This window comes from Polaromonas sp. AER18D-145 (assembly GCF_002379095.1).
Taxonomy (GTDB): Bacteria; Pseudomonadota; Gammaproteobacteria; order Burkholderiales; family Burkholderiaceae_C; genus Polaromonas.
Genome location: NZ_NBZV01000004.1, coordinates 86,521 through 112,062 on the forward strand (window position 1 = coordinate 86,521; position 25,542 = coordinate 112,062).

The 25,542-nt window shown below is 63.2% G+C and carries 27 protein-coding genes; 8 read left to right on the forward strand and 19 right to left on the reverse strand.

Annotation, left to right across the window (positions count from 1 at the left end):
- Positions 1-5: 5 nt before the first annotated feature.
- The 6 genes from B7G52_RS03935 to B7G52_RS03960 all read right to left on the reverse strand — a co-directional run bounded on the left by B7G52_RS03935 (position 6) and on the right by B7G52_RS03960 (position 6,549).
- On the reverse strand, positions 6-938 hold the full coding sequence (locus B7G52_RS03935) for a MoxR family ATPase (RefSeq protein WP_096696352.1): 933 nt from the start codon (positions 936-938) through the stop codon (positions 6-8).
- A 163-nt stretch (positions 939-1,101) separates the two neighbouring features.
- Positions 1,102-1,704 (reverse strand): CoxG family protein, encoded by a 603-nt coding sequence (locus B7G52_RS03940; RefSeq protein WP_096696353.1) that lies wholly within the window; start codon positions 1,702-1,704, stop codon positions 1,102-1,104.
- 65 nt (positions 1,705-1,769) lie between these two features.
- Positions 1,770-4,172, reverse strand: coding sequence for an aerobic carbon-monoxide dehydrogenase large subunit (locus tag B7G52_RS03945; RefSeq protein WP_096696354.1), 2,403 nt, complete (start codon positions 4,170-4,172; stop codon positions 1,770-1,772).
- A 29-nt stretch (positions 4,173-4,201) separates the two neighbouring features.
- Positions 4,202-4,690: a (2Fe-2S)-binding protein gene (locus B7G52_RS03950; RefSeq protein ID WP_096696434.1), complete on the reverse strand. Its 489-nt coding sequence runs from the start codon at positions 4,688-4,690 to the stop codon at positions 4,202-4,204.
- A gap of 43 nt (positions 4,691-4,733) precedes the next feature.
- Positions 4,734-5,597 (reverse strand): xanthine dehydrogenase family protein subunit M, encoded by an 864-nt coding sequence (locus B7G52_RS03955; RefSeq protein WP_096668270.1) that lies wholly within the window; start codon positions 5,595-5,597, stop codon positions 4,734-4,736.
- Positions 5,598-5,751: 154 nt separating this feature from the next.
- The gene (locus tag B7G52_RS03960) at positions 5,752-6,549 is read right to left on the reverse strand and encodes a LytTR family DNA-binding domain-containing protein (RefSeq protein ID WP_170954671.1); all 798 of its coding nucleotides are present in this window, start codon (positions 6,547-6,549) and stop codon (positions 5,752-5,754) included.
- Positions 6,550-6,840: 291 nt separating this feature from the next.
- Between B7G52_RS03960 and B7G52_RS03965 the strand changes: the two genes are divergently transcribed.
- Positions 6,841-7,512, forward strand: coding sequence for a hypothetical protein (locus B7G52_RS03965; protein WP_141397378.1), 672 nt, complete (start codon positions 6,841-6,843; stop codon positions 7,510-7,512).
- 131 nt (positions 7,513-7,643) lie between these two features.
- Entirely contained in the window at positions 7,644-8,348 is a 705-nt protein-coding gene (locus B7G52_RS03970; protein WP_096696357.1) for a glutathione binding-like protein, read from the forward strand.
- Between the two features lie 61 nt (positions 8,349-8,409).
- Here the strand turns inward: B7G52_RS03970 and B7G52_RS03975 are convergent, their stop codons facing one another.
- Positions 8,410-10,989 carry a cation-translocating P-type ATPase gene (locus B7G52_RS03975; protein ID WP_096696358.1) on the reverse strand — a complete coding sequence of 860 codons (2,580 nt, stop codon included), beginning with the start codon at positions 10,987-10,989 and terminating at the stop codon, positions 8,410-8,412.
- A 306-nt stretch (positions 10,990-11,295) separates the two neighbouring features.
- Between B7G52_RS03975 and B7G52_RS03980 the strand changes: the two genes are divergently transcribed.
- Complete coding sequence (locus B7G52_RS03980) at positions 11,296-12,009, forward strand: YebC/PmpR family DNA-binding transcriptional regulator (protein ID WP_096696359.1); 714 nt, start codon at positions 11,296-11,298, stop codon at positions 12,007-12,009.
- A gap of 63 nt (positions 12,010-12,072) precedes the next feature.
- Entirely contained in the window at positions 12,073-12,321 is a 249-nt protein-coding gene (locus B7G52_RS03985) for a DUF3297 family protein (RefSeq protein WP_096696360.1), read from the forward strand.
- A gap of 192 nt (positions 12,322-12,513) precedes the next feature.
- On the opposite strand, the gene B7G52_RS23215 is transcribed toward B7G52_RS03985, so the two are convergent.
- On the reverse strand, positions 12,514-13,152 hold the full coding sequence (locus B7G52_RS23215) for a hypothetical protein (protein WP_141397379.1): 639 nt from the start codon (positions 13,150-13,152) through the stop codon (positions 12,514-12,516).
- Positions 13,153-13,212: 60 nt separating this feature from the next.
- On the opposite strand from B7G52_RS23215, the gene B7G52_RS23530 reads away from it, so the two are divergent.
- Positions 13,213-13,443: a hypothetical protein gene (locus tag B7G52_RS23530; RefSeq protein WP_170954672.1), complete on the forward strand. Its 231-nt coding sequence runs from the start codon at positions 13,213-13,215 to the stop codon at positions 13,441-13,443.
- Positions 13,434-13,865, forward strand: a complete 432-nt coding sequence (locus tag B7G52_RS03995) for a GNAT family N-acetyltransferase (protein WP_170954673.1) — start codon at positions 13,434-13,436, stop codon at positions 13,863-13,865. The genes B7G52_RS23530 and B7G52_RS03995 overlap by 10 nt, the downstream gene beginning before the upstream one ends.
- Before the next feature lie 49 nt (positions 13,866-13,914).
- Here B7G52_RS03995 and B7G52_RS04000 read toward each other — a convergent pair whose 3' ends face one another.
- From B7G52_RS04000 to clpB, 5 genes are all read right to left on the reverse strand, one after another.
- Positions 13,915-14,496 (reverse strand): trans-aconitate 2-methyltransferase, encoded by a 582-nt coding sequence (locus tag B7G52_RS04000; protein WP_096696363.1) that lies wholly within the window; start codon positions 14,494-14,496, stop codon positions 13,915-13,917.
- Positions 14,497-14,562: 66 nt separating this feature from the next.
- Complete coding sequence (locus tag B7G52_RS04005; protein ID WP_096696364.1) at positions 14,563-15,057, reverse strand: GNAT family N-acetyltransferase; 495 nt, start codon at positions 15,055-15,057, stop codon at positions 14,563-14,565.
- A gap of 240 nt (positions 15,058-15,297) precedes the next feature.
- Positions 15,298-15,648 carry a DNA-binding transcriptional regulator gene (locus B7G52_RS04010; protein WP_096696365.1) on the reverse strand — a complete coding sequence of 117 codons (351 nt, stop codon included), beginning with the start codon at positions 15,646-15,648 and terminating at the stop codon, positions 15,298-15,300.
- Positions 15,620-16,015, reverse strand: a complete 396-nt coding sequence (locus B7G52_RS04015) for a type II toxin-antitoxin system RelE/ParE family toxin (RefSeq protein ID WP_096696366.1) — start codon at positions 16,013-16,015, stop codon at positions 15,620-15,622. Before B7G52_RS04015 ends, B7G52_RS04010 begins: the two co-directional genes overlap by 29 nt.
- Positions 16,016-16,205: 190 nt before the next feature.
- Positions 16,206-18,806 (reverse strand): ATP-dependent chaperone ClpB, encoded by a 2,601-nt coding sequence (clpB, locus tag B7G52_RS04020; protein ID WP_096696367.1) that lies wholly within the window; start codon positions 18,804-18,806, stop codon positions 16,206-16,208.
- A 334-nt stretch (positions 18,807-19,140) separates the two neighbouring features.
- Here clpB and B7G52_RS04025 point away from each other — a divergent pair, with 334 nt between their 5' ends.
- Positions 19,141-19,758, forward strand: coding sequence for a hypothetical protein (locus B7G52_RS04025; RefSeq protein ID WP_096696368.1), 618 nt, complete (start codon positions 19,141-19,143; stop codon positions 19,756-19,758).
- A 45-nt stretch (positions 19,759-19,803) separates the two neighbouring features.
- Here the strand turns inward: B7G52_RS04025 and B7G52_RS04030 are convergent, their stop codons facing one another.
- A complete protein-coding gene (locus B7G52_RS04030) occupies positions 19,804-21,042 on the reverse strand; it encodes a flavin-dependent oxidoreductase (protein WP_096696369.1) in 1,239 nt (412 codons plus the stop codon).
- Between the two features lie 90 nt (positions 21,043-21,132).
- A complete protein-coding gene (locus B7G52_RS04035) occupies positions 21,133-22,137 on the reverse strand; it encodes a tripartite tricarboxylate transporter substrate binding protein (protein ID WP_096696370.1) in 1,005 nt (334 codons plus the stop codon).
- Between the two features lie 141 nt (positions 22,138-22,278).
- Here B7G52_RS04035 and B7G52_RS04040 point away from each other — a divergent pair, with 141 nt between their 5' ends.
- Positions 22,279-22,773, forward strand: coding sequence for a MarR family winged helix-turn-helix transcriptional regulator (locus tag B7G52_RS04040; protein ID WP_096696371.1), 495 nt, complete (start codon positions 22,279-22,281; stop codon positions 22,771-22,773).
- A gap of 135 nt (positions 22,774-22,908) precedes the next feature.
- Here the strand turns inward: B7G52_RS04040 and B7G52_RS04045 are convergent, their stop codons facing one another.
- The 4 genes from B7G52_RS04045 to mobB are packed head-to-tail and all read right to left on the reverse strand — an operon-like array spanning position 22,909 to position 25,523.
- Positions 22,909-23,469, reverse strand: a complete 561-nt coding sequence (locus tag B7G52_RS04045) for a molybdenum cofactor biosynthesis protein MoaE (protein ID WP_096696372.1) — start codon at positions 23,467-23,469, stop codon at positions 22,909-22,911.
- Position 23,470: 1 nt separating this feature from the next.
- On the reverse strand, positions 23,471-23,722 hold the full coding sequence (gene moaD, locus B7G52_RS04050) for a molybdopterin converting factor subunit 1 (RefSeq protein WP_096696435.1): 252 nt from the start codon (positions 23,720-23,722) through the stop codon (positions 23,471-23,473).
- Positions 23,719-24,993 (reverse strand): gephyrin-like molybdotransferase Glp, encoded by a 1,275-nt coding sequence (glp, locus tag B7G52_RS04055; protein WP_096696373.1) that lies wholly within the window; start codon positions 24,991-24,993, stop codon positions 23,719-23,721. Before glp ends, moaD begins: the two co-directional genes overlap by 4 nt.
- Complete coding sequence (gene mobB, locus B7G52_RS04060; RefSeq protein WP_096696374.1) at positions 24,990-25,523, reverse strand: molybdopterin-guanine dinucleotide biosynthesis protein B; 534 nt, start codon at positions 25,521-25,523, stop codon at positions 24,990-24,992. The genes glp and mobB overlap by 4 nt, the downstream gene beginning before the upstream one ends.
- Positions 25,524-25,542: the final 19 nt, after the last annotated feature.

Consider the following 25,542-nt stretch of genomic DNA (forward strand, 5'->3'; position numbering starts at 1 on the left):
ATGGTTTATTTCATCGCACCAGCCACACCGACGTCCTGCGCTATGCGCGGACCATCGACCAGCTTGCCCACACGTTCGGCGGTGACCTGCCAGCGGTCATTGCGCGTCTTGAGCAAGGCGGCCAGCGTGGGCACCAGCGACTGCGGGTCCACCGGCAGTTCACCATGACCGAGATGAAAGAGCACGCGCACCCAGTCCAGCGTTTCGGCCACGCCGGGCGTCTTGTCGAGGTCTTCCTTACGCAGGCGCTGGACAAAAGCCACCGCCTCCTCGACCAGCCGGGTGGCCGCCTCGGGTACCAGCGTGCGGACGATTTGCGTCTCGCGCAGCAGCGTCGGGAAATCGAGGTAATGAAACAGGCAGCGCCGACGCAATGCATCCGACAAGTCGCGCGTGCCGTTGCTGGTCAAAATCACCAGCGGCTTGCTGCGCGCGGTGAGTGTGCCAATCTCGGGGACGGTCACCTGGTACTCCGACAGCATCTCGAGCAGAAAGGCTTCGAAAGCCTCGTCGGCGCGATCAATCTCGTCAATCAGCAACACACAGGGCTCCGGCGAACGGATGGCCTGCAACAGCGGCCGCTCCAGCAAAAAGGCTTCTGAAAAAAGGTTGTCACGCAGCGCCGCACGGTCCCCCTGGCCCGCTTCGGCAAGCCGGATCTCCAGCAACTGGCGGCTGTAGTTCCACTCATAAACGGCCTGACTCAGGTCCAGGCCTTCGTAGCACTGCAGGCGGAGCAGCGGCCGGCCCAGCGCACGCGCGCAGGCGCCTGCAATGGCGGTCTTGCCGACGCCGGCCTCGCCTTCGATCAGCAGCGGACGCTCCAGCGTGAGCCCCATCCAGATCAGACTTGCCAGGTCTTCGTCGGCAATATAGCCCGCATTGAACAGGCTTTCGCGCAAACCCTCGGGCGTGGGCGGCGCATCAGTCAGTGGCATCGCGTGACTATTGACGTTCTCGTAACTCATGACACCACACCGTTCGGGCTGAGCCTGTCGAAGCCTGTCCTGAGCAAGGACGAAGGACCCTTCGACAAGCTCAGGGCGAACGGTAGGGAGGTGCCTGTCATGATTAATGAACTTCTCGATAATGCCCGGTCACTCAGTTTTTGCGACCGAACAAGTCCGCAAAGAATTTCCGGATCAAGGCCCAAATGAAGGCTAGCGCGTTAAATTCTTTTGCCACGATCGGCGCAGCAAATACTGCCGCCGACGCAGCCCCGGTACCCTCCGCAGATGTCGCAGCCCCTTGCAGCGCTTGCGCCTTTTGCGAGAAGACCTCGGCGAATTGCATCAGGATCATGTCGGACACAGACGTCATCATGCGGCCGCCAAACTGGGCAAACTTGCCGTTGACGATGACCTCGGCATGCCCCTCCAGCGTGCTGTGGCCATTCTCTGCCGCTACCAATTTGGCGGTCAGCTCCATGGAGGCGGAAGAACCGCCCTTGTCGGCGCCCTTGCCCATCATCTTCAGGGTGCGCGCCACCGGGTCCAGGATCAGAATTTCAATGGTGCCGGCAAAGGCGGCGACCGCCGGACCCACCTTGACCCGAACACTGCCCTTGTAATGGGTGGCATCAATTTCCTCGGTGATCTGCGCACCGGGCATGCAGGTGGCAAGTTCATGCATATTCGAGAGCACAGCCCAGCCGGCATCAAGACCGGCGGCAACCGGGTACTTTTTATCGAGGACAACTTCCATGGATTCTTTCTAAAAATACAAGAGGGCGGGTGCATTGCGGTGCACCCGCCCTGGTCAAACTGATCTCAGATGGCGATGCCGACGGCTTTGAGTTGTTGCCACACGCGGTAGGAGGTGTGTGGCATATTGAAGTGGGTCACCCCAAGGTGCGCAAACGCATCGACCATGGCGCTCGTGAACGTCGGGATGCTACCCACGTGGGGGGACTCGGCGACACCCTTGGCCCCCAGCGGGTGATGCGGAGAGGGAGTCACCGTGTAGTCGGTTTCCCATTTTGGCGTTTCCACTGCGGTCGGCAGGAAGTAATCCATCAGCGTATTGCCCTGGATGTTGCCCTGCTTGTCAAACGACAGCAGCTGCCCCATCGCCACTGCAAAACCCTCGGTCAGACCCCCATGAATCTGGCCCTCGATGATCATCGGGTTGATGCGCGTGCCGCAGTCGTCGAGCGCATAGAAGCGGCGGATCTTGGTATCACCCGTGCCCTTGTCAATGTCCACGACGCACAAGTAAGCGCCAAAAGGGAAGGTGAAATTGGGGGGGTCGTAGTAATGCACGGCCTCCAGCCCTGGCTCCAGTCCGGGTGGCGGCTGGTTGTAAGCAGCCCAGGCGATGTCCTTCATCGTCTTGAATTTGTCGTCATTGCCACGCAGTTTGAAACGGTCGATTTCCCACTCGAGATCGGCCTCGCTGACTTCCAGCAGGTGGGCTGCAATCTTCTTGGCCTTTGCGTGAATCTTGCGCGCCGCCATGGCAATGGCCGCACCCGCCACGGGTGTGGAACGCGAACCATAGGTGCCCAGGCCGTAGGGGGCCGTGTGGGTGTCGCCCTCCTCAACCTGGATCACTTCAGACGAAATACCCAGTTCGGTGGCAATGATCTGTGCATAGGTGGTCTGGTGCCCCTGCCCCTGCGAGATGGTGCCCATGCGGGCAATCGCGCTGCCGGTCGGGTGCACACGAATCTCGCACGAATCGAACATGCCCACGCCGAGAATGTCGCAAATCTTGCTGGGGCCTGCGCCCACCACCTCGGTAAAGGTAACCAGGCCGATGCCCATCAGCGTCGGGCAATTCGGATCAGCTCGCTTGACCTCCTGCTCGGCGCGCAGACCCTTGTAGTCCACCGCCTTGAGCACCTTGTCCAGCGCGGTCTGGTAGTCGCCCGAGTCGTACTCAAAACCAAAGGCCGAGGTGTAAGGAAACTGCTCTCGCTTGATGAAGTTCTTGGCGCGGATCTCGGCCTTGTCCATATTGAGCTTCTGCGCCAGCACATCGACCATGCGCTCGACCAGGTACACCGCCTCGGTGACGCGGAACGAACAGCGGTAAGCCACGCCGCCCGGCGCCTTGTTGGTGTAGACCCCGTCCACCTTGCAGTAGGCGGCCGGAATATCGTAGGAACCCGAACAGATGTGGAACATGCCGGCCGGGAACTTGGTCGGGTCGGCGCAGGCGTCGAAGGCACCATGGTCGGCGATCACATTGGTGCGCAACGCCAGGATCTTGCCATCTGCGGTGGCGGCCAGCTCGCCGGTCATGTGGTAGTCCCGGGCAAAGCCGGTGCTGGAGATGTTCTCGATGCGGTCTTCGATCCACTTCACGGGCCGGCCCAGCACGATGGAAGCCACGATGGCGCACACATAGCCGGGGTAGATCGGCACCTTATTGCCGAAGCCGCCGCCTATGTCCGGCGAGATGATGCGCACCTTGGACTCGGGAATGCCCGAGAGCATGGACACCACCGTGCGCACGATGTGTGGCGCCTGGCTGGTCAGCCAGGTCGTCAGTTCGCCGCGCACCGGATCGAACGAGGCGACCGCGCCGCAGGTCTCCAGCGGGCAGGGGTGTACGCGCGGGTAGAACATGTCCTGCTTGACCGTGACGGCCGCATTGGCAAAGGCGGCATCGGTGGCCTCCTTGTCGCCGGCATCCCAAGTGAAGATGTGGTTGTGGTGGTAACGCTTGCCGTGCGCACCGTCGGTCTTGCCGGCCAGGTCTTCACGCAGCACCGGCGCCCCGGGCTTGAGTGCCTCAAACGGGTCCACCACGGCCTGCAGCTCCTCGTATTCCACCTCGACGGCTTCCACGCCGTCGGCCGCGGCATAACGGTCTTCGGCGATCACCACCGCCACTTCCTGCATCTGGAAGTGCACTTTTTCATCGGCCAGCACCGCCTGCACATCCCCGGCCAGGGTCGGCATCCAGTGCAGCTTGAGCGGCTTGAGGTCTTCGGCAGTCAGCACGGCCAGCACGCCGGGAATCTTCAGCGCCTCTTCCTTGTTGATGCGCTTGATGCGGGCATGGGCCACCGGCGAGCGCACGATGTCCATGAACACCATGTTGGGCAGCTTGATGTCATCGACGTAATTCCCCTTGCCCTGGATGAAGCGTGCATCTTCCTTGCGCAGGCGCGACTCGCCCATGCCCATCAGGGCCTTTTCCCGATCACTCATTGGTGCGTTCATTCGTGTCTCCTTTGGATGGGCGCCTGCGCTTACGCGGCGACTTTGTCTTGTTGCAGTACCCGGGCGGCGTGCAGCACCGCCTTGACGATGTTCTGGTAACCGGTGCAGCGGCACAGGTTGCCCGACATGCCGACACGCACTTCCTCTTCGGTCGGGTCCGGGTTGTCCTGCAGGAAGCGGTAGGCGCGCATCAGCATGCCCGGCGTGCAGAAACCGCACTGCAGGCCATGCTCCTTGTAGAAGCCTTCCTGCACCGCATGCAGTACGCCGGCATTGGCCAGCCCCTCCACGGTCTTGATCTCGCTGCCGTCGCACTGCACGGCAAGATGCGTGCAGCTCTTGACGGACTGCCCGTCAATGTCCACCGTGCAGGCGCCGCAGTGGCTGGTTTCGCAGCCAATGTGGGCACCGGTCAGGCTCATCTTCTCGCGCAGGAAGTGCACGAGCAACGTGCGCGGTTCGACCGCCTCTTCCACCTTGCGGCCATTGAGGGTCATGGAAACAATTTTCTTGATCATCGCCTGGGTCTCCTGTTGATCTGCTTGTTCTTCTTCTGCGGGTTCAGCGGCAGCGCGCGGCAGCGGCAAGAATGGCGCGTTTCGCCATTTCACCGGCCATCGCGGTCTTGTACTCAACATCGCCGCGCAAGTCCTCCGCCGGGTCGCACACCGCGCGCACCGCCTGCACCACCGCGGCCAGCGAGGCGTCATTGACAGGCTGGCCGATCAGCGCCTTCTCGGCATCGCGGGCACGCAGCGCCGTCGGCGCCACATTGGTCAGGCCTATGCTGGCCTGCGTCACCACACCGCCGGCCATGCGCATCACCACGGCGGCACCGGCCGTGGCCCAGTCACCGGTTTTGCGCTTGAGCTTCTGGTAGGCATAACCGGTACCCGACGCGAAAGGCGTCACCAGGATGGCGGTCAGGATTTCGTTCTCGGCCAAGGCCGTCATGTAGGTGCCGTGGAAAAAATCGACGGCCAGCACCTGGCGCTCGCCCGCCGGTCCCTGCAATACAAAGCTTGCATCAAGCGCCATCGCAATCGCGGGGTGGTCGTTGCCCGGGTCGCCGTGGGCGATGTCGCCGCCTATGGTGCCGCGGTTGCGCACCTGCGGGTCGGCGATCAGGCGGGCCGCCTCGGCCAGCAGCGGCAGACGCTCCTGCAGCAACGGGGAGGCAATCAGCTCGCTTTCGGTCGTCATCGCGCCGATACGGATCTTGCCGCCCTCCTCGCGGATCCCGCGCAACTCGGGAATCCGGTTGATGTCGATCAGCACGCCCGGCTGGGCAAAACGCAGCTTCATCATGGGCAGCAGGCTGTGTCCGCCGGCGAGCAGCTTGGCATCGTCGCCCAGCTCGGTCAGCAGGGAAAGCGCCTCGCCAATGGAGCGGGGCGCGTGGTACGCAAATGAGGGTGGAATCACGTTGTCTCCTTATGCGGCCCAGGGGCCTTTAGAAGCGCGACTCTAGCGCCAGCCGATTCGGCTGGGGAAGCTAAGCAATCAACCGTCGCTCACACCGCACGAACGGCAGCATGATTGCACGAATGAAAATTCGTCATGCATGAAAATCTGCGGATCAGATTTTGGCCGGTATGGCGTCCGTCAGCCCCAGTTGCTCCAGCAGGCGCGGCGCGCTTGCACGCGACACCGGAATCTCGACCGGGGGGGATCCCATCATGCGCAGCGTCATGCGGCCGTCGCCGCGCACGATTTCGTCGACATGGGACAGATTGACGATGTAGCTGCGGTGCACGCGCAGGAACAGCTGCGGATCGAGCCGGGTCTCGAGGTCGCCAATATTGAGGTTGCAGAACTGGTTGCCGTGGCCGGTATGCACCCAGGTGTAGTGCCCCTCGGAACGGATGAAGGAGACACTGGGCACATCCACCAGCAGCACCCGGTTCTGCTTGATGGTCGGAATCTTGCGCAGTTGGCGCTTTTCGCCGCCTTCACGCGCGCTGCGCGTGGCTCCACCTTCGACTTCCTGGCTGACCACCTCGGTGATGTCATAAAACACCAGGGTGTAGCCCGTCGTGGCGCCCTGGGCGTCGCCGATCTTGGACACCTTGATCAGCAGCATCCGGTCCGGGATATTGATCATCATGGCCATGGGCGGCGCGTTGTTCACCGGGCACTCGGCCTGTCCCAGCAGAAACTTCACCTTGGCCCTGGCCGCTTCGGGATGAAAGGAGGTCACGAGTTTGCCAAACGGCATTTTTTCGGCCACAGGCAGGCTGCGCCGTGCGTAGTCATTCATGCCCATCACCCGCAGCTCAAGGTCAAGATGAACCACGCCGACGTCAAAACGCTCCAGCAGATAAAGCCACGAGCTTGACGGCCCGGGCGACGGGGAACCAGCGGGACAGGTTTTCATCAAAATACCATGTTGTAGGCAGGCCAAAACCATTGCAAACCACGCGCCGGGATCGCTTTCGTGCCGCCAGGCGGGCACTCATGCATCCCAAGCGCGCTTCGTTAACACGCTGGGCCTCCAAGCCGGGCAGCGGCTAGAGTTTTGACTCATGAAGAAGCCAATGCGCCCCTCTTTTGAACCTCGGCCACGGGATGTTGATGCGGCTGCGGCCGTGTCGCTACGGGGTTTACCCGAGTACATAAACCGTGCGCCGCCCCCTCGGAAGACAGGGCAGATGCAATGACAAGTCCCGTGAACACCCACCCTCACTGGCTGGCGCGCGGCATGGGTTCGGCCGCCCTCACCCCGGCGGTTCTGGTGCTGCTCGCCGGGCTGACACTCTGGTCGCTGGGCCAGTCCGGCGCGGCCGGCAACAAAGACCTTCCCACCATCGTGGTTCTGACACTGGCAGCCGTGGCTGCGGGCTGCGCTGCCCTGGCCTGGGTGCGTCCGCAACGAGTCGGGCTGTCGCCGCCCCAGGTGATGCTATCGCTCGGCTTCGGGGGCATGTTGCTGGGCTTGCTGTACGACGTCTACCAGGCAGGTCCCGCCCGGCTGGACAGCCTGTGTGCCCAGGCCACGTCTCTCGGCTTCGTGGACAGCCTCCGGCTGCACCTTGAGTTTTTGCCCGGCATGCATGCGGGCATGCTGGCCGGGGGGCTGCTCGCCATCCCCAGCCTGAGGCTGCTCCGGCCCCATTGCGGTCGCTACCTGTGTTCACTGTTTGCGCAGAACCTGCTGTGTTCCGGCTGGATGCTGGTCGGCATGACAGCCGGCGCGCTGTGGTTTTCGCGCTGGCCGCTGCCGGCCGGAAACAGCACCCTGCCCGGCATGCTGGGTGGCATGTTTGTCGGCATGACCTGGGGCATGGTGATCAGTGTGGCGCTGTACCGGGGTTTCTTCACCCTGCGCAACCGCGTTTGACCGGGCCGCGTCGCCAAAAGCCTGTCACACCGGCGGTCCCGCCGCAGCGCGGAATACGAACACACCTGTCGCGGGCTTGGGCTACAGTTGCCGTTCAAACAACAGCCGACCCCGGACAGCACCACCCCGCCATGAACGATCTCTCCGCCTTTCCCATCACCCGTAAATGGCCGGCACTGCATCCCGAGCGCATCCAGCTTTATTCACTGCCCACGCCCAACGGCGTCAAGGTCTCGATCATGCTGGAAGAAACCGGCCTGCCCTACGAGCCGCACCTGGTGGACTTTGCCACCAACGACCAGATGTCACCGGAGTTCATCTCGCTGAGCCCCAACAACAAGATCCCGGCCATCCTCGACCCGAACGGCCCGGGCGGCAAGCCGCTGGGCCTGTTCGAGTCCGGTGCCATCCTGATCTACCTGGCCGAAAAAACCGGGAAATTCCTGCCGCCTGACGCCGCCGGCCGTTATGAAACCCTCCAGTGGCTGATGTTCCAGATGGGCGGCATCGGCCCGATGTTCGGCCAGCTCGGCTTCTTCCACAAGTTCGCCGGCAAGGACTACGACGACAAGCGCCCGCGCGACCGCTACGTGGCCGAATCGAAACGGCTGCTCGGTGTGCTGGAGCGGCGGCTGGCCGGCCGGACCTGGATCATGGGCGACGACTACACCATCGCCGACATCGCCACCTTCGGCTGGGTGCGCAACCTGATCGGGTTCTACGCGGCCGGTGAGCTGGTCGGCATCAAGGACTTTCCGAACGTGCTGCGCGTGCTGGAAACCTTTGTGGCGCGGCCGGCGGTCATCAAGGGTCTGGGCATACCGGCGCGGACATGACCGCCATGCCTGTGGGCAAAGTCCACAGGGCATGAATCGCACAACAGGGTTCAGCTGGGCTCTAGTTGCCACGCCTTGCACGACCCAGGCGCTGCCCCAGCATCCGCACCAGTTCCAGCCAGACCAGACACAGTGCCACCAGCACGGCCGCGAGCGCCAGTTCCCGGGCGCCCGGCAGGGCAAGCCCCATCAGGCCCCGCAGCCACGGCAGGCCGAGCACCGCCACCAATAGCGTGACCATCGCAGAGGCAATGCGCCATAGCCAGGTCGTTGGCGCCATTGCCGACAGAAAGGCAGGTCGGGCCGGGTTGCGGTTGGCCAAAATCAGCAGCAGTACATTCAGCACCAGCGTGCCAAACACAACTGTCCGGATTTGCGCAGCACTCCCGCCATGGGCGCTCAACCACGCGGTGCATAGAAGCAGCACTACCGCGATGCCCACGCCCTGCAACACCGCGTAGGCGAGCGCAGCCGGCGCAAAGGGGGAGTCGCTCGCCGGGCGGGGCGGACGCTCCATCAGGCCGGGGGCTTCAGGCTCAGCCTCCAGAACCACCGCACAGGTCGGGTCGATCAACAGCTGTAGCAGCACGATATGCACCGGCAGCAACAACGCAGGCCATTGCAGCAGCGTGGGCACCAGCGCCAGTGCGATGATGGGAACGTGCACGGCAAACACAAAGCGCGTGGCCTTGCGGATGTTGTCGTCAATGCGCCGGCCCTGGCGGATGGCGGCCACGATGCGCGCAAAGCTGTCGTCGAGCAGCACCAGCGCGGCGGCCTCGCGTGCCACGTCGGTGCCACGCTCGCCCATGGCAATGCCCACGTCTGCGGCCTTGAGTGCGGGCGCGTCGTTGACGCCGTCGCCAGTCATGGCCACCACCTCGCCATCGGTGCGCAGCATCTGCACCAGGCGCAGCTTGTGCTGGGGTTTCAGGCGCGCGCACAGGTCCACATGGCGCAGCCGCTGGCGCAGGGCGGCATCGTCCAGGGCTTCGATCTCGGCGCCGGTCATCAAGTCGGGGCGCTCCGACAGGCCGACTTGGCGCGCGATGGCCAGGGCCGTGGCGGGGTGGTCGCCGGTCATCATGATCACGCGCACACCGGCCTGCCGGCATTCGGCCAGCGCGGCAGGCACCTCGGCGCGTGGCGGGTCGGCCAGGGCGACCAGGCCGAGAAACTCGAAATCGAAATCGTGCTGGCTTTGCGGCCAGGGTGGCGCCGCGTCCGGCGCGGTGGCTTGCCCGCTCCAGCGCCCGCGCGCCACGCCGAGCACGCGCAGACCGCGTTCTGCCATGATTTCCACCTGCCGGCCGATGGCATCGCGCTGCGCCGCGTCGAGGTGACACAGGTCGGCCACGGCCTCAGGCGCACCCTTGGTGGCCAGCAGGTGCTGCGAGGGGTCGGCACTGGCAAACACGCGCGTCATAGCCAGAATTTCTCCGGACAGCGCGTATTCAAACTCGGGCTGGCGGCCGTGGTGCACATGCTCGGTACCGGCCAGCCAGTGGTGGCCAAAATGCTGGATGGCCTTTTCCATCGGGTCGAACGGATCACCGGGCGTGGCCAGCATGGCAAATTCCACCAGTGGGTGGAATTCTTCGACCAGGCTGTCGGCATCTTCCGGCCGGAAGTTCGCGTCGGCCGTGGCGAGCTCGGCCACCGCCATGCGGTTCACCGTCAGCGTGCCGGTCTTGTCCACCGCGAGCACGGTGATGGCGCCCAGCGCCTCAACGGCGGTGACGCGCCGCGTCAGCACCTTGTGCCGGGAGATGCGCCACGCGCCCAGCGCCAGGAAGACGGTGAGGATGACCGGGATCTCCTCGGGCAGGATGGCCATGGCCAGCGCAATGCCGGAGAGCAGGCTCTCCAGCAGCGGCCGGTCGTTCCACCACCAGCCCAGCAGGACCTGGGCGCTGGCCAGCAGCAGCGCGGCCACACCGAGCTGGCGCACCAGCTTGCGCGATCGCTGCTGAAGCGCCGAAGGCGGCTCGGTGGTGGCGGCCAGGTCGGTGCCGATGCGCCCGACCGCGGTGTGGGCAGCGGTGGCGCAAACCTCGGCCAGACCCACGCCGCGCGTGACCACGGTGCTGGCAAACAGGCCTGGCGTGCCGTCGCCGCCCGGCGCGGGGGCGGTGGCATCCCCGGCCCCCAGTGCCGGCAGCTTGGTCACAGGCGCGGCCTCGCCCGTGAGCAGCGATTCATCAACCTCCAGCTGGCCGTCCACCAGCAGCGCATCGGCGGCAATGCGGTCGCCCTCGTGCAACACCAGCAAGTCACCCAGCACCACCTCGCGTCCGGCAATGCGCTGCTCCTGGCCGTCCCGTATCACCAGGGCACGCGGGGCCGACAGGTCGCGCAGCGACTCCAGCGCGCGCTGCGTTTTGCGCTCCTGCACCAGCGTGATGCCGATGACCACAAACACAAAGCTCAACAGGAACAGCGCCTCACCCCGGTCGCCCAGCGCCAGGTAGATGCCACCGGCGGCCAGCAGCATCAGGAACATCGGTTCGGTGACCACTTCGCGCACGATGGCAGCGGTGGACTTGGGTTCGCTGCCGGGCAGCAGGTTGGGCCCCTGATCGGCGAGGCGGCGTGCGGCCTCGCCTGCACTCAGGCCCTGGCGGGAAAATGCCTCGGGCATGCCGCTGGGGGGCTGGGGCCGGTGAGGCGCTGGAGTGGGCATGGCCTGTTTTTCGGTCCGGGTTTAGGCAAGTGGCGGCCACGGCGGCATGGCTCTCATTTTCGGATGGTAGACGAGTCTGCGTTTAACCGGCCAGGAATAGGGTCCCCTACGCCCGCCCCTCCGCAGACGGCCGGAACCGCCCCGGGGATGGGTGTATAACCAGAAGCCTTGGGTGATGCGCGGCATTTCAAAAAACGCGCATGACCCCATCACCCCGAACCAGCCAGGCGCATGCAAGCGCCGCAACACCAAGGAATTTCAAGCATGGGCGCGCAGTGGAAAGCAAAAGGCAAGGAACTGGCAGCCAATGCCAAGGGCAAACTGTTTGGCCGACTGGCCAAGGACATCATGATCGCGGCGCGCAATGGCGCCGACCCGGCATCGAACGCACGCCTGCGGCTGGTCGTCGAGCAGGCCCGCAAAGTCTCCATGCCCAAGGACACCCTGGAGCGCGCCATCAAGAAGGGTGCCGGCCTCACGGGGGACACGGTTCATTATGAACACGTGATTTACGAAGGTTTCGCACCGCACCGCGTCCCCGTCATGGTCGAATGCCTGACCGACAACCTGAACCGCACGGCCCCTGAAATGCGCGTGTTGTTCCGCAAGGGGCAACTGGGCACCTCCGGCTCGGTGTCCTGGGATTTCGACCACATCGGCATCATTGAAGCCGAACCTGCGGCCGCCGGCGCCGACCCGGAACTGGCCGCGATCGAGGCCGGTGCCCAGGATTTCGAGCCCGGTGATGAAGACGGCACCACGATGTTTCTGACCGATGCGACCGACCTCGACCTGGTCAGCCGCGCGCTGCCGGCCCAGGGTTTTACCGTCCTGTCGGCCAAACTCGGCTACAAGGCCAAGAACCCCGTCGACCCGGCCAGCCTGGGCGCCGCGGATCTGGAAGAAGTGGAAGCCTTCCTGGCCGCCATCGACGCCAACGACGATGTGCAGAATGTGTTTGCCGGCCTGGGGGGTTGAAGCGGAGACCCGGCCCAGATCAGGGAAAATGGCTACCAATTCGCGCCAACCCAAAAAATATCCATGAACGACACCACTGAACGCACCCCTTTGCCCGACCGCCTGTCGATCGACCCGCGCAGCCCGCACCATGTCGCCGCCGTGTTCGAACACGACATCGGCATCCGCCTGAACGACAAGGAGCGCACGGACGTCGAGGAATACTGCATCAGCGAACGCTGGGTCAAGGTTCCCGCCGGCAAGGCGCTGGACCGCAAGGGCCAGCCACTGATGATCAAGCTCAAGGGCAAGGTCGAGGCGTTTTACAAGTAAGCGGCCCCCTGCTCCCCCTGTTTGCCAGCACCGGGCACCACCACATCCCGATCATCGGCAGCGGCGAGCGGCTGGTCGGCATGATCACCCAGCCTGACCTAGATCGACTATTACTAGAGCCTTCGCTGCAAGAATGTATCCGGAACGAGTCAGTCAAAAGAGGCTATTAGTCCACGGTGCGCTGGTCGATCGCTAGGCCAAGATGATGCAGAGTACGGCAAGGGTTATAAATGCTACCTGTCCTACGCACCACAAAAACTGCCAGACGAGTTGCGCCGCCATCATTTTGTGGGGTCGCATGGCATCCTCTGCCACGGCCTCGATCTGCCGTCGCACAAAGCCTCTATAAAAGGCCGGAAAAACCTCAACCACCGCCGTCTTAAAACGGTCGGGATCCACTGTATTTGGAAGTTGAATTCCTGCTCCGGAAGCTTCTTGCATCAGCGCGCGACGTTTTTTATGAAACTCGTCACTGAGAGGGCCAATTGCGGCGGCAATGTGTTTTGTCACCGCTGTTCCGACCTGAAGCCTTATCGACAGGAATTTTGAGGCTGAGCCACATAGGATGGATAACACCAATGAGGCAAAAAGGGCTGTCGTGAGGCCGCTTCCAAGTAGAGTCTCAACTTTATCCAAGTTGCCTGCCAATAGTGCAGTAGTGGCACCAGTTCCCGCCAAGCACCAGTTGACATAGGAGTCTAAGGTTGGACTCGCAGAGGCCATTGCTCGAATAATTTCGCCAATAGCGGCTTGTTCATACCGCTGTGTGTTGGCCGTCGCCTCTTTGGAAAATGAATCTAATAAGGCTTGCTGTAGATCTGGCGGGTTCATGGCTTATGGTAGCTCGTGCATGACCAATCGCCAAATGTGGGGCGGTGATCAGGAGCATAAGTGAAGACCTATCCTGCTTTGGCGGATCCTATTCCCCATGCCACTAATGAAGAACGAAGCAAGGATATCGAGCTATTGCCCATAGGAAAATCGCAGGCCGCTACTGATTCAATTGAGCATAGTGGCGGGCGTTCCCTCTGCTCGTTTTTTCAAAGAGGACAATGGACTGCGGATCGGACTCCACCGAACACGCCTCAATTCAATTTGAAAGCGGAACACAAATGCAAATGAGTCTGGAAGTGACCGAGTCGCCGACACCCGCAGACGAGGAACTCATCGCTGCTCAAGTCCGTGCACATAACCGCGCGCACACGGAAGGCGTCTTCAGGACGCTCTGCGTCTTCGCGCGCGCAGATGACGGCACGCTCATGGGTGGCCTTACGGGCAAAACCTACTGGGACTACCTAGACGTGTATTTCCTGTGGGTGGCACCCGAGCATCGGGGGACGGGCCTTGGGTCAAAAATTCTGGCTGCGGCCGAGTCCGAGGCCATTCAACGGGGATGCAAGCACGCTGTCCTGAACACGTTCAGCTTTCAGGCCCCTGATTTCTATCCGAAGGTCGGATACGAAGAGGTAGGTGTTCTGCATGGTTATCGGGGCATCGACAAGCTTCACGACAGGCACTTTCTGCACAAGCTTCTGGGCGATTGACCTGCCTGCGCTCAGGTCAGCCCAACAAAGAAGTCCACCCTGCGAAAACTCAAGCATCCGTGCGCTCAAGAACCACTTCCCAAAGGGCTTTGGACCTGACGTACTTTTTGGTGACGAAGTGCTCAAGCGAAAGCCTGTTCCAGCCTTCTGCAAAGAGTGAAGTAATCGCGGCCTCGTCGAAGAAGCGCTTGGGCTCACCCTTGACCATGAAAAATTTGGGCTCGATTTCAGGGTGGCCGCTGGCGCCGAAGTTGTGATCCTGGTCCGAGTTGAGCCGGCAAAGAAGGACACCGCCAGGACGCAAGGCTGAACGGATGCGCGTTACCAGGGCTTGCGTCTCGGACCAGGAAAAATAGTGAATCGACAGGCTGGCAACGACGACCCCCAGCTCATGTGCCACCTCGGGGAAGGGCTCTCGCACGTCTCTGCACTCAACCGCCGCCGCCGGTACACGAACCTTCGTGATGCCGGCCGAAACACTGGAAAGATCGAAAGCGTGGACCTTCAACCCGGCGCCGGCAAGGACAGCCGTGTCGTCTCCGTGGCCACATCCGATCTCAAGCACGGGGCCGGAGTTTGCCCGCTCAAGCACAAGAGAAAGCCATCGATTGAGCCAGGGATCGGTGAACATTATTTGTAGACGCCTTCGATATATCCCGGAAAAGTGCGGATTGAAACCGCGAGCCACGACGTGACTTTACAGGCGCCGGTACATCACCAGCGCGTCCGTGTATCCGTGCACCGGGTGAAGAAATGCCTCTGGTATCCGGCCCACGGTCTCGAAGCCCATTCCCGTCCAGAGCTTGACGGCCCGGTGGTTTCTTGCGATCACGAAGTTGAACTGCATGGTGCGGAATCCTTCTGCGCGGGCGACTTCAAGCGAGTGCGCGCACATGGCGCGTGCCACCCCTTTGCCGTTCGCATCGCTTGCGGTCATGTAGCCGCAGTTCGCCACATGCGCCCCACCGCCCTTGCGGTTGGGATGCAACACATAGGTGCCCAGAAGCGTGTCGCCCTCGCAGGCCACAAAACACTGGTTGTCGGGCGCCAGCCAGGCCAGAAGGGCATCTTGCCGGCTTGTCTCGCGCGGAAAGTCGTAGGTCTCGCCCGCGCGGATGATGGGTTCAAGGATTTGCCAGAGACCGTCTGCATCGGCTGAAGTTGCTTTCCTTATCGACAGCGTCACGCTCATCACCCCGTCAGAAATGCCAGCAGCTTAACGCCGATCTTGACATCCAAACCGGGCGGCCGCTGTGCGAGCATCTGCCCAAACGAAAACCCGCTTTTGTTTGCGCAAGAGCGGATTATAGAGGTTTTCATGCATCAAACAGGCCGTAAGCCCTTATTCGGCGGGCGCAAGCAGCTACTTATTTAATAGCATCTAATCGCTCAGCTTGGCCTTCCGCCAGCTTCCCGCCCGGCAAAAAATCCGTCAAAGAACCGCTTCCAATCCTTTGCGGTCAAGAAGACTCAGCAATTTGAGAGATGGGCCACTCGGGTGCTTTTCTCCACCCTCCCATTTGCGCACGGTTGACAGGCTGGTATTCAAAACGGCGGCGAGCACGGCCTGGCTAAGCTGAAGGTGATCGCGCAGGGCACGGATTTTCTCGCTGTCATAGTCGGGGACGGACTCCATACACAACGCATCGAATTGATGCATGTTGCGCTTGCTGATAAATCCGAGGCGATGAAAATCGCGAGCGGTTTCGTGCACAGCGTCAAAGATCGGGCTTTTGGCCTTGGTACTTCGGGCTTTAACTTGGGTCTGATTTTTTGGGGTCATGGCAAATTTCCTCTAACGATGCATCTATAACGGCTTGATCGAGCTCCGGGCCTGATCTGGCTAGCAACTGCTCGGCAATACCCTGCAAGGCCTCAAGTTCGTCGTCTGCAATATTCGCTCGATCATTTTTTTCAAAACCGAAAACGAAAAACCATCGATCGCCTTTATTGGTCGCGATAAGCGTTCTGACACCCCCGCGCTTGCCGCGGCCCGCTATCCCGATGCGCTTCTTGACCACACTGCCACCTAATTCGGCATCAATCAAACCCTGCGCCATTTCCGTCACTGCAGCGCACAAGGCGCTATTGGTCAATTCTGTTTTACGCATCCAGCGGCTGAAATGACGGGTTTTGAACACTCGCTTCATTTTCAAATTATGCCACTTAGTACCTCAGTATGCATCCTCAAAAAAAAACCGCTTTTGCCCGCGCAAAAGCGGGGTTTCGGATTTTCATCCATAGAACAGGCCGCCAGCCCTTATTCGGCGGGCGCAAGCAGCTACTGATTCAATAGCAACCCGCGCCGCCTCCGGGGCTCATTAAGGGCTCAGTGCGAGCTCAATGCGTGGTGCGATCGAACTTGAACACACCGGGCTCGCGCACCGGGTCCACATCCACCGGGATCGTGCTCTTGGGCAGGAAGCGCCCTTCGAGCAGCAGCTTGGAGAGCGGGTTTTCAATCCGTTGCTGGATCGCACGCTTGAGCGGTCGCGCGCCGAACACTGGGTCGAAACCGACCTTCGCGAGTTCGGCAATCGCCGCTTCCGACACCTCCATCGTGAGGTCCATCTTCTGCAGCCGCTCCATGAGCACCTTGAGCTGGATGCGCGCGATGGACTCGATGTTTTTCGCGTCGAGCGAATGGAACACCACGGTCTCGTCGATGCGGTTCAGGAACTCGGGGCGGAAGTAGTTCTTCAGCTCGCCCTCCACCGCTTCCTTGACGTCTTCATACGGCTGGCCGACCATGGACTGGATGATGGGTGAGCCGATGTTGCTGGTCATCACGATCACGGTGTTCTTGAAGTCCACGGTGCGGCCCTGGCCGTCGGTCAGGCGGCCGTCGTCGAGCACCTGCAACAGCACATTGAACACATCGGGGTGGGCTTTTTCCACCTCGTCGAGCAGCAGCACGCTGTAGGGCTTGCGCCGCACGGCTTCGGTCAGGTAGCCGCCTTCCTCGTAACCCACATAGCCCGGAGGCGCACCGATCAGTCGGGCCACCGAATGTTTTTCCATGAACTCGCTCATGTCGACACGGATCAGGTGGTCTTCGCTGTCGAACAGAAAGCCGGCAAGCGCCTTGCACAGTTCGGTCTTGCCGACACCGGTGGGGCCGAGGAACAGGAAAGAGCCGGTCGGGCGGTTCGGGTCACTCAGGCCCGAGCGCGAGCGGCGGATCGCGTTGGCGACCGCACCGATGGCTTCGTCCTGGCCGACCACGCGTTCGTGCAGCTTGCCCTCCATCAGCAGCAGCTTGTCGCGCTCGCCCTGCATCAGTTTGCTGACCGGGATGCCGGTGGCACGCGCCACGACCTCGGCGATCTCTTCGGCGCCGACCTGGGTGCGCAGCAGGGTGGGCGCGCTGGTTGCGCCCTTCTTGTCTTCGGTGTCCTGCGCCTCCTTCAGGCGTTTTTCGAGTTCGGGCAGCTTGCCGTACTGCAGCTCGGCCACCTTGTTGAAGTCGCCCTTGCGCGTGAACTCCTCGATCTGGAAGCGGATGCGGTCGATTTCTTCCATGACGTCCTTGGAGCCGAGCGCCTGGGCTTTTTCGGCCTGCCAGATTTCGTCGAGGTCGGAGATTTCCTTTTGCAGCTTGGTGATTTCTTCCTCGATCAGGCCGAAACGTTTCTGCGAGGACTCGTCTTTTTCGCGCCGCACGGCTTCGCGCTCGATCTGCAGCTGGATCAGCCGGCGGTCCAGCTTGTCCATCACCTCGGGCTTGGAATCCATCTCGATCTTGATCTTGGCCGCCGCCTCGTCGATCAGGTCGATCGCCTTGTCGGGCAGGAAACGGTCGGTGATGTAGCGGTGGCTGAGCTCGGCCGCGGCGACGATGGCCGGGTCGGTGATCTGCACGCCATGGTGTACCTCGTATTTTTCCTGCAGGCCGCGCAGAATGGCAATCGTCGCCTCCACCGTCGGCTCTCCGACCAGGATTTTCTGGAAGCGGCGTTCGAGCGCGGCGTCTTTTTCGATGTACTTTCGGTATTCGTCCAGCGTGGTCGCGCCCACACAATGCAGCTCGCCGCGCGCCAGCGCGGGCTTGAGCATGTTGCCCGCGTCCATCGCGCCTTCGGCCTTGCCGGCACCCACCATGGTGTGCAGCTCGTCGATGAACACAATGGTCTGGCCCTCGTCCTTGGCCAGTTCTTTCAGCACGGTTTTCAGGCGCTCCTCAAACTCGCCGCGGAACTTGGCACCGGCCAGCAGCGCGGCCATGTCCAGGCTCAGCACACGTTTGCCCTTGAGCGAATCGGGCACCTCGCCGGCCACGATGCGCTGGGCCAGGCCTTCAACGATGGCGGTCTTGCCGACGCCGGGCTCACCGATCAGCACCGGGTTGTTCTTGGTGCGGCGCTGCAGCACCTGGATGGCGCGGCGGATCTCGTCGTCGCGGCCGATCACCGGGTCCAGCTTGCCCATGCGGGCGCGCTCGGTCAGGTCCATGGTGTACTTTTTGAGGGCTTCGCGCTGGCCTTCAGCCTCCGGGCTGTCCACGCCCTGGCCGCCGCGCACGGCATCAATGGCCGCCTCCAGCGCCTTGCGTGTCAGGCCGGCTTCCTTGGCCAGACGGCCGACCTCGGCCTTGCTGTCAGCCACCGCCAGCAAAAACAGCTCGCCGGCGATGAACTGGTCGCCGCGCTTGATGGATTCCTTTTCGGTGGCCTGCAGCAGTTTGCCGAGCTCGGGGCCGACCTGGATCTGCTCCTGGCCCGACACCGTCGGCAGCTTTTTCACGGCGGCGTCGGTGGCGGCCTGCAAGGCGGCCACATTGACACCAGCGCGCTGCAGCAGCGCCTTCGGGCCGTCTTCCTGGCCCAGCATGGCGGCCAGCAGGTGCACCGGCTCGATGTAGGCGTTGTCATTGCCTAGGGCGAGCGACTGTGCGTCACTGAGCGCTTCCTGGAATTTGGTGGTGAGTTTGTCCTGGCGCATGGCGTCCCTTGGTGAATTTGATTGCTGAAGATCTGGGGCTGGACCCGGGGGTTTTCAATAGCCCCTGCTCACCACCGGGTTGATTGCTCCTCGGGAAGCGCTGAATGAGTCCTTGCGGAGGCGCGGCAGCCGGATCGGGATGGGATGCAAGGCGGATTTCGCAGCCAATAGCTGGCTATTGGCAAGAAATTCAACGCAGCAGACCGCCCGAGCCCGGCTGATCGCGCGCCGCAGGGGACTTGTTCAGCGCTTCCCTTTATGCACAGCTTGGCGAGAGTGCGGCTTGACGGAGATCAAGCACACCGGCGAACAGGCGGCGGATTAAAATCAGTCCATGAACATTCACCAGGTGTCGGTCAGTTACGTCCAGGAGCAGGACCGCCTGATGATCCGCATCAACGGCCGCGACGGCGGCGAGTTGCGTGCATGGCTCACCCGGCGCCTGGCGCTGGCGCTGCTGCCCGTGCTCGACAAAACCGCGGCCGACCAGACCCGCAAGGCGGCCACCCCCCACGAGGCGGCCACCAGCCTGGACGAGCAGCGCGGCCAGCTGCTGACAAGCTTCCAGAAAGAAGCGATGCTGCGCAGCGGGGATTTTGAAACCCCTTACCGCGACCAGCCCGGCCCGCCCGCCGACGTACAGCTGGGCCCCGAACCCTTGCTGCTGACCGAGGTGAAGGTCACCCTGATGGGCAATGGCCAGCTGCGCCTGCAGCTGTTTGAAAAGCTACCCGGGCAAGCCACGGTGCGCGATTTCCAGGTGATGATGGACCCGCAGCTGAGCAACGGCCTGCTGCATCTGCTGCACCAGAGCGTGAAGCTCTCGCAGTGGCTCACGGTGCCGGCAGCCGCTGCGGCCGTGCCTCATGATGCCCTGGTGCAGGACGCCGCGCCCGACACCGAGCCTGCCGATCTGCCCGTTGACCTGCCACGGCCCCGGTACCTGAACTGAGGTCTTGCGGGTTCCGCATGGCACCCGCGCCGGCCCTTGCCCGCCCTACTTCGTGGCCGCCTCCAGCGAGAAGCCGGCCACCTGTTTGTAGTGGTCCGAAATCGCGCGCAGCTCCTGCTGGCTGATCAGCGCATCGATGTCCGCAAAAGGCTTGCCGCCGCTCAGTTCGTCGACCTTGATGTTGATGAAATCGGGCGGCACCGAGCGATTCGTCAGCACGATGTTCGCGGTGGGGGCCAGCCGCAGCTGCTCGTAGGCCTGCAGCGCGGCCCGTGCATCGCCACCGGCCTGCAGCGCCAGCTGTTCGGCCAGCACGCGCGCGTCGATCAGGGCCTGGGCCGAGCCGTTGGAGCCGCGCGGGTACATCGGGTGCGCCGCGTCGCCCAGCAGGGTCACGCGGCCGAAGGTCCACTGCGGCACCGGGTCCTTGTCGACCATGGGGTACTCGAGGATCTGCTCGGCGTTGGCAATCAGCGCAGGAACGTCCAGCCACGGAAAGCGCCAGTCCTTGAAGATGCCGAGGAAATCCTTGAGATCGCCCTTGTGGTTCCAGTCATTCATGGCTGCGTTGTCCCGCTGGATCTCGGCGACCCAGTTGATCAACTGGTGGCCCTCGTCGTCCAGCTTGTCGACGATGGGGTAAATCACCATCTTGCCGGTGTCGATGGAACCCACACGCATGTAGCTGCGGCCGGTCAGGATGGGTTGGTGCCGCGTCACGCCGCGCCAGGTGTTGATGCCGGCAAACGCGACTTTTTCGTCAGGGTAGAACTGGCGCCGCAGTGTGGAGTTGACGCCGTCGCAGGCAATCACCACGTCGGCTTTCACCGGCGGCAGGCTCATGCCGCTGGAAGTCTGCGTGAAATGCAGGGTGGCGCCGTTCTCGTCCTGCTCCACACGCACACAGCGGCGGTTGGTGTGGATGGCATCGGGGCTCAGGCGCTCGAGCGCGGCCTCGTGGAGCAGCCGGTGCAGCTTGCCGCGCGGAATGCCGATCTCGGGCAAGGCGTAGCCGGCATGGCGGCCGCGCGGCTCCCTGTAGATGAACTGGCCGAAGCGGTTGAAAAACACGCTTTCCTCGTTTTCGATGCCAACGGCTTCGAGCTGCTGCTGCAGGCCGAGCGCCGCCAGCTCGCGCATGGCGTGCGGCAGCAGCGTGATGCCGACACCGAGCTCCTTGATCTCAGGCACGGTTTCAAAAACCTCACTCTGGATGCCGCGTTGATGCAGCGCGAGCGCCAGGCTCAGCCCGCCTATGCCGCCGCCGACGATGGCTATGTTCATGGTGTTCTCGTGGGTTTCCCCGTTTGATGGATCAGAATGGCCGCCAACCCTTTACAGACGGGCACCATCAGCTATCTATTCAGGAGCAGATCAGTTCGCGGTGATGCCCTGGGCCTGGATCAACCCGGCCCAGCGCTTCGCATCCAGTTCAACCAGGCTTTTGAACTCGCCCGGCGTGCTGCCGGTCGGGTCCATGCCCTGGGTCTGGAAGGCTTTTTTGACCTCGTCGCTCAGCAGGATCTCGCGGATCTCGCGGTTGTACAGGGCGACCAGTTCGGGCGAGGTGCCCGGTGGCGCAAAAATGCCGTACCACATGTCCACGTTGACCTTGCCGGCCCTGGCCTCGGCCAGCGTCGGCACGTCGGGCAACAGCGCGTGGCGCTTGTCGCTGCCAATGCCCAGCGCCACCAGCCGGCCGGACTTCACATGCGGCAAGGCCACGTGGATGGGCAGGAACATGGTTTCGATCTGGCCGCCGAGCAGGTCGGTCAGCGCCGGCCCCGTGCCGCGGTACGGGATGTGCGTGACAAACACCCCCGCCGTGGTCTTGAACAACTCCATCGCCAGGTGGTGCGGCGTGCCGACCCCGGGCGAGCCGTAGTTGATGCGGCCGGGCTTCTGGCGCGCCGCCGCCACCAGGTCCGAGGCGCTTTTAAAACCGCTCTTCGGGTGGGCCACCAGCAGCAACTGGCCCCAGCTGGTCAGCGTCACCGGGGTCAGGTCTTTCACCGGGTCGAAGGCCAGTTGCGGGTACAGGCTGGCATTCATCACCAGCGTGTTGACCGTCACCAGCAGCGTGCTGCCGTTGGGCGCGGCACGCACCACGGCCTCGGTGCCGATGTTGCCGGACGCGCCGGCGCGGTTGTCCACCACCACCGGCCGTCCCAGGCGCTCGGACAGCTTGGGGCCCAGCGTGCGGGCAATCAGGTCAATGCCGGTGCCGGGTGTGAAAGGCACGATCAGGCGAATCGGCGCCTGCGGCAGGACCGGCGCCTGGGCGGTCTGGGCCAAGGCGCCCGCGCTGGCGCCAGCCGTGACAAGCAGGAGCCCCAGCTTGACCGCCAGCCGCCGGCGTGAAGAAATACTGATCTGCATCAAACATCCTTTCAGGTTTGCATGCTAACAATTATTGGCCTGAAGCGACAAGGCACAATCCATGAATTCCCTTAGGACCTGTCTGCCAAGCACTGGCGGACAGGTCCTTGAAGCCAGGGTCGACGAGAAATTTTTACTGCCGTGCTCACATTCCACAAACTCTCCCAACTTTATGCCCGCCCCGGCTTCCTGCTGCGCCGCGCACACCAGATATCGACCGCCGTTTTTGAGGACGAATGCCGCAGCGTGGGGCTGACACCGGCACAGTTCGGCGTGCTCAGCGTGCTGCGCGCCACGCCGGGGCTGGACCAGTCCACGCTGGCGCGTGCGCTGGGTTTCGACAAGGTGACGGTGCTGCGGGTGCTGCGCGGCCTGGAAACGCGGGGCCTGATAGAACGCGCGCCAGCACCGGCCAGTCGGCGCAATCTGGCGGTGTGCCTGTCAGCCGCGGGACAGAAGCTGCTCGAGCAGGCCCAGGAACCGGCCGACCGCGCCTATGACCGCCTGATGGCACCGTTGAGCAGGGCGCAACAGGGCCAGCTGCTGGAGTTGCTGCAATTGCTGACGATGGGGCTGGAAAACGACGCGCGCGCAGCGTTTGTTCCGCCGAACCAGGAAGCCGATGCGCAAGCCTGAAGCCGGGCGTCCAGGCGCAAGCTGTTCAGTTAGCTCCGTTCACCCTGAGCTCGGCCTGTCCCGAGCTTGACGAAGGGTCGAAGGGCTGCAAGGCTTCGACAGGCTCAGCCCGAACGGCATGTGAACAGTATTGCGTTAGGCATTGGAGGCCTGGATGCCCCACTTGGCCAGTGCCGCGTCGTCGCTGACCCGTGCATCAACCCAGCGCGCGCCGTCCGGCGTCTGCTCTTTTTTCCAGAACGGCGCCTGGGTCTTGAGGTAGTCCATCAGGAACTCGCAGGCCTGGAAACTCTCGCCGCGGTGCGCCGAGGTCACGGCCACCATGACCACCTGGTCCAGCGGCTGCAGCAGCCCGACGCGGTGGATCACGCGGGCACCGAAAATATCGAAGCGCACCATGGCCTCGTCAATCATGGCCTCGATGGCTTTTTCCGTCATGCCGGGGTAATGCTCGAGTTCCATGGAAAGCACTTCGGGCACAGCCGTCGAACGCAGCGAAGGGCCGCCCCGAGCAAGTTCAGCCCCCTCGGGGGGCAGCGAGGACACGTCAGTGCCGAGCGTGGGGGCCATATTGCGGTCGCGCACCGTGCCAATGAAGCTGCAGACGGCACCGACGCGCTTGTCGTTGGCGCGCAGCGCGGCGATCTCCCCGGCGAGATTGAAGTCGCCGGTCTGGATGTTCACGCGATCGGCCATCTCAGCCCCCTGTCACTGGCGGAAAGAAGGCGACTTCGCAGCCGTCCGTCAGCGCCGCCGATTCGTCGCTCATGACCTGGTTGAGCGCCATGCGCACCGACTTGCCGCGCGCCAGCGCCTCGGCATACGCCGGGCCGCGCGCGATCAGTTCGTCGCGCAGGGCGGCCAGGCTGGCGGCTGCGGTGACGATCTGCTCGCTGCCCTGCCCGATGGCTTCACGCACGGACGCAAAATACCTGACGGTGATGTTCATGCCAGCCATTCCGAAAAAGCGATGAAACGCACGGTGTCGCCATGCGCGATGGTCTGGCCCGACGGGTTGTCCACCACGCCGTCGCCCCAGACCGCCGAGGTCAGCACGCCCGAACTCTGGTTGGGAAACAGGTCCAGCCCGCCGCCGGCATTGCGCCGCACCCGCAGGAATTCACGGCGTTTATCGGCCCGGGGCCAGGTGAAATGGGCGGCAGCCGCTATTGATTTGGTAGCGACGTCAGGCACACCCTGGAGCCTGAGCAGAAAAGGCCGCACCAGCAGCAGGAAGGTCAGGAAGCTCGAGACCGGGTTGCCCGGCAGTCCCATGAAGTGCGCCGCACCGACCCGGCCATAGGCAAAGGGTTTGCCCGGCTTCATGGCAATCTGCCAGAGATCGAGCGAGCCGAGCTGCTGCACCGCCGGCTTGATGTGGTCTTCCTCGCCCACGGACACCCCGCCGCTGGTCAGGATCAGGTCATGGGCCTGGCTGGCGCTGCGCAGCGCGTCCAGCGTGGCGTCGCGCTGGTCCGGCACGATGCCCAGGTCGCTGACCTCGCAGCCCAGGCGCAGCAGCAAGGCGCGCAGAAAGAAACGGTTGGAGTTGTAGATGGCGCCGGGACGCATCTGTGCAGGCGCCACCTCGCCGGGCATCACCAGTTCATCGCCGGTGGAAAATAGCGCCACCCGCGGGCGCCGCGCCACCTGCAGCCGGTCCATGCCAATACTGGCCGCCAGCCCAAGCGCTGCGGGCGTGAGTCGCTCACCTTTTGAGAGCACCGTGGCACCGCGCGTGACATCTTCACCGGCGCGGCGTATCCACTGGCCGGGCCTGGGAAGCTGCCGGACGCTGACATACCCTTCGCGATCGGCGAGCGGCTCGCAGTCTTCCTGCATCACCACCGCATCGGCGCCGGCCGGAATCGGCGCGCCGGTAAAAATGCGGGCAACCGTGCCGGGCTCCAGCGCGCTGCCGCTGCTGCCGGCCGCAATGCGTTGCGACACGCGCAGCACCACCCCCTCGTCGGCCAGCTCGGCGGCACGCACGGCATAACCGTCCATGGCGCTGTTGTCTTCAGGCGGCACCTGCAGCGCCGAAACCACATCTTCGGCGAGCACCCGGCCGTCGGCGTCGAAGGTGGACACGGTGTCGCTGCCCGCCAGCGGCGTGGCGCGGCCCAGCAACTCGGCCAGCGCCTCGTCGAGGGCCTTAAGCAGCGGGCGCGTGGCCGGTTTCGCAGCGGGGGAAGTGGAGGTGAAGGCGGAAGCGTTCATGCATACAACTCGGCGCAGTAGACAAATCGTTCGTGATTCTCGATCAACCAGCCCGCGACGGCATCGGCGTCGTTCAAATCCAGCACCGGCCTGAGGGTGGTTTCGGGCAGCCGGTCCGGCGAGTCGGTGGCAATCGCGACCACAAAATCGTCGTCCGGGTAACGCACCGGTTGGCCCGAGTCGGCGCGCCAGACCTCGACCTTGAGCAGGTCGCTGCTCTTGAAACCCTCCACCAGCACCCAGTCCACGCCTTCGTACAGCTCGGCGATCAGGTGGTGCACCGAGAGCACCCTCGGCTGCTCGAACTCGCGGATCAGCGCCAGCCGGTTGTCCGAGGCCACAACCACCTCGAAGGCCCCGGCCTGCCGGTGGCGCCAGGTGTCCTTGCCAGGCTGGTCGATGTCGAAGCTGTGGTGGGCATGTTTGACGACCGAGACCCGCAGGCCGCGCAGCTTGAGCGCAGGAATCAGGCTTTCCACCAGGGTGGTCTTGCCCGAACCGGAATAGCCGGCAAATGCAACAACGTTCATAAACTGTCTTTGGCCGATC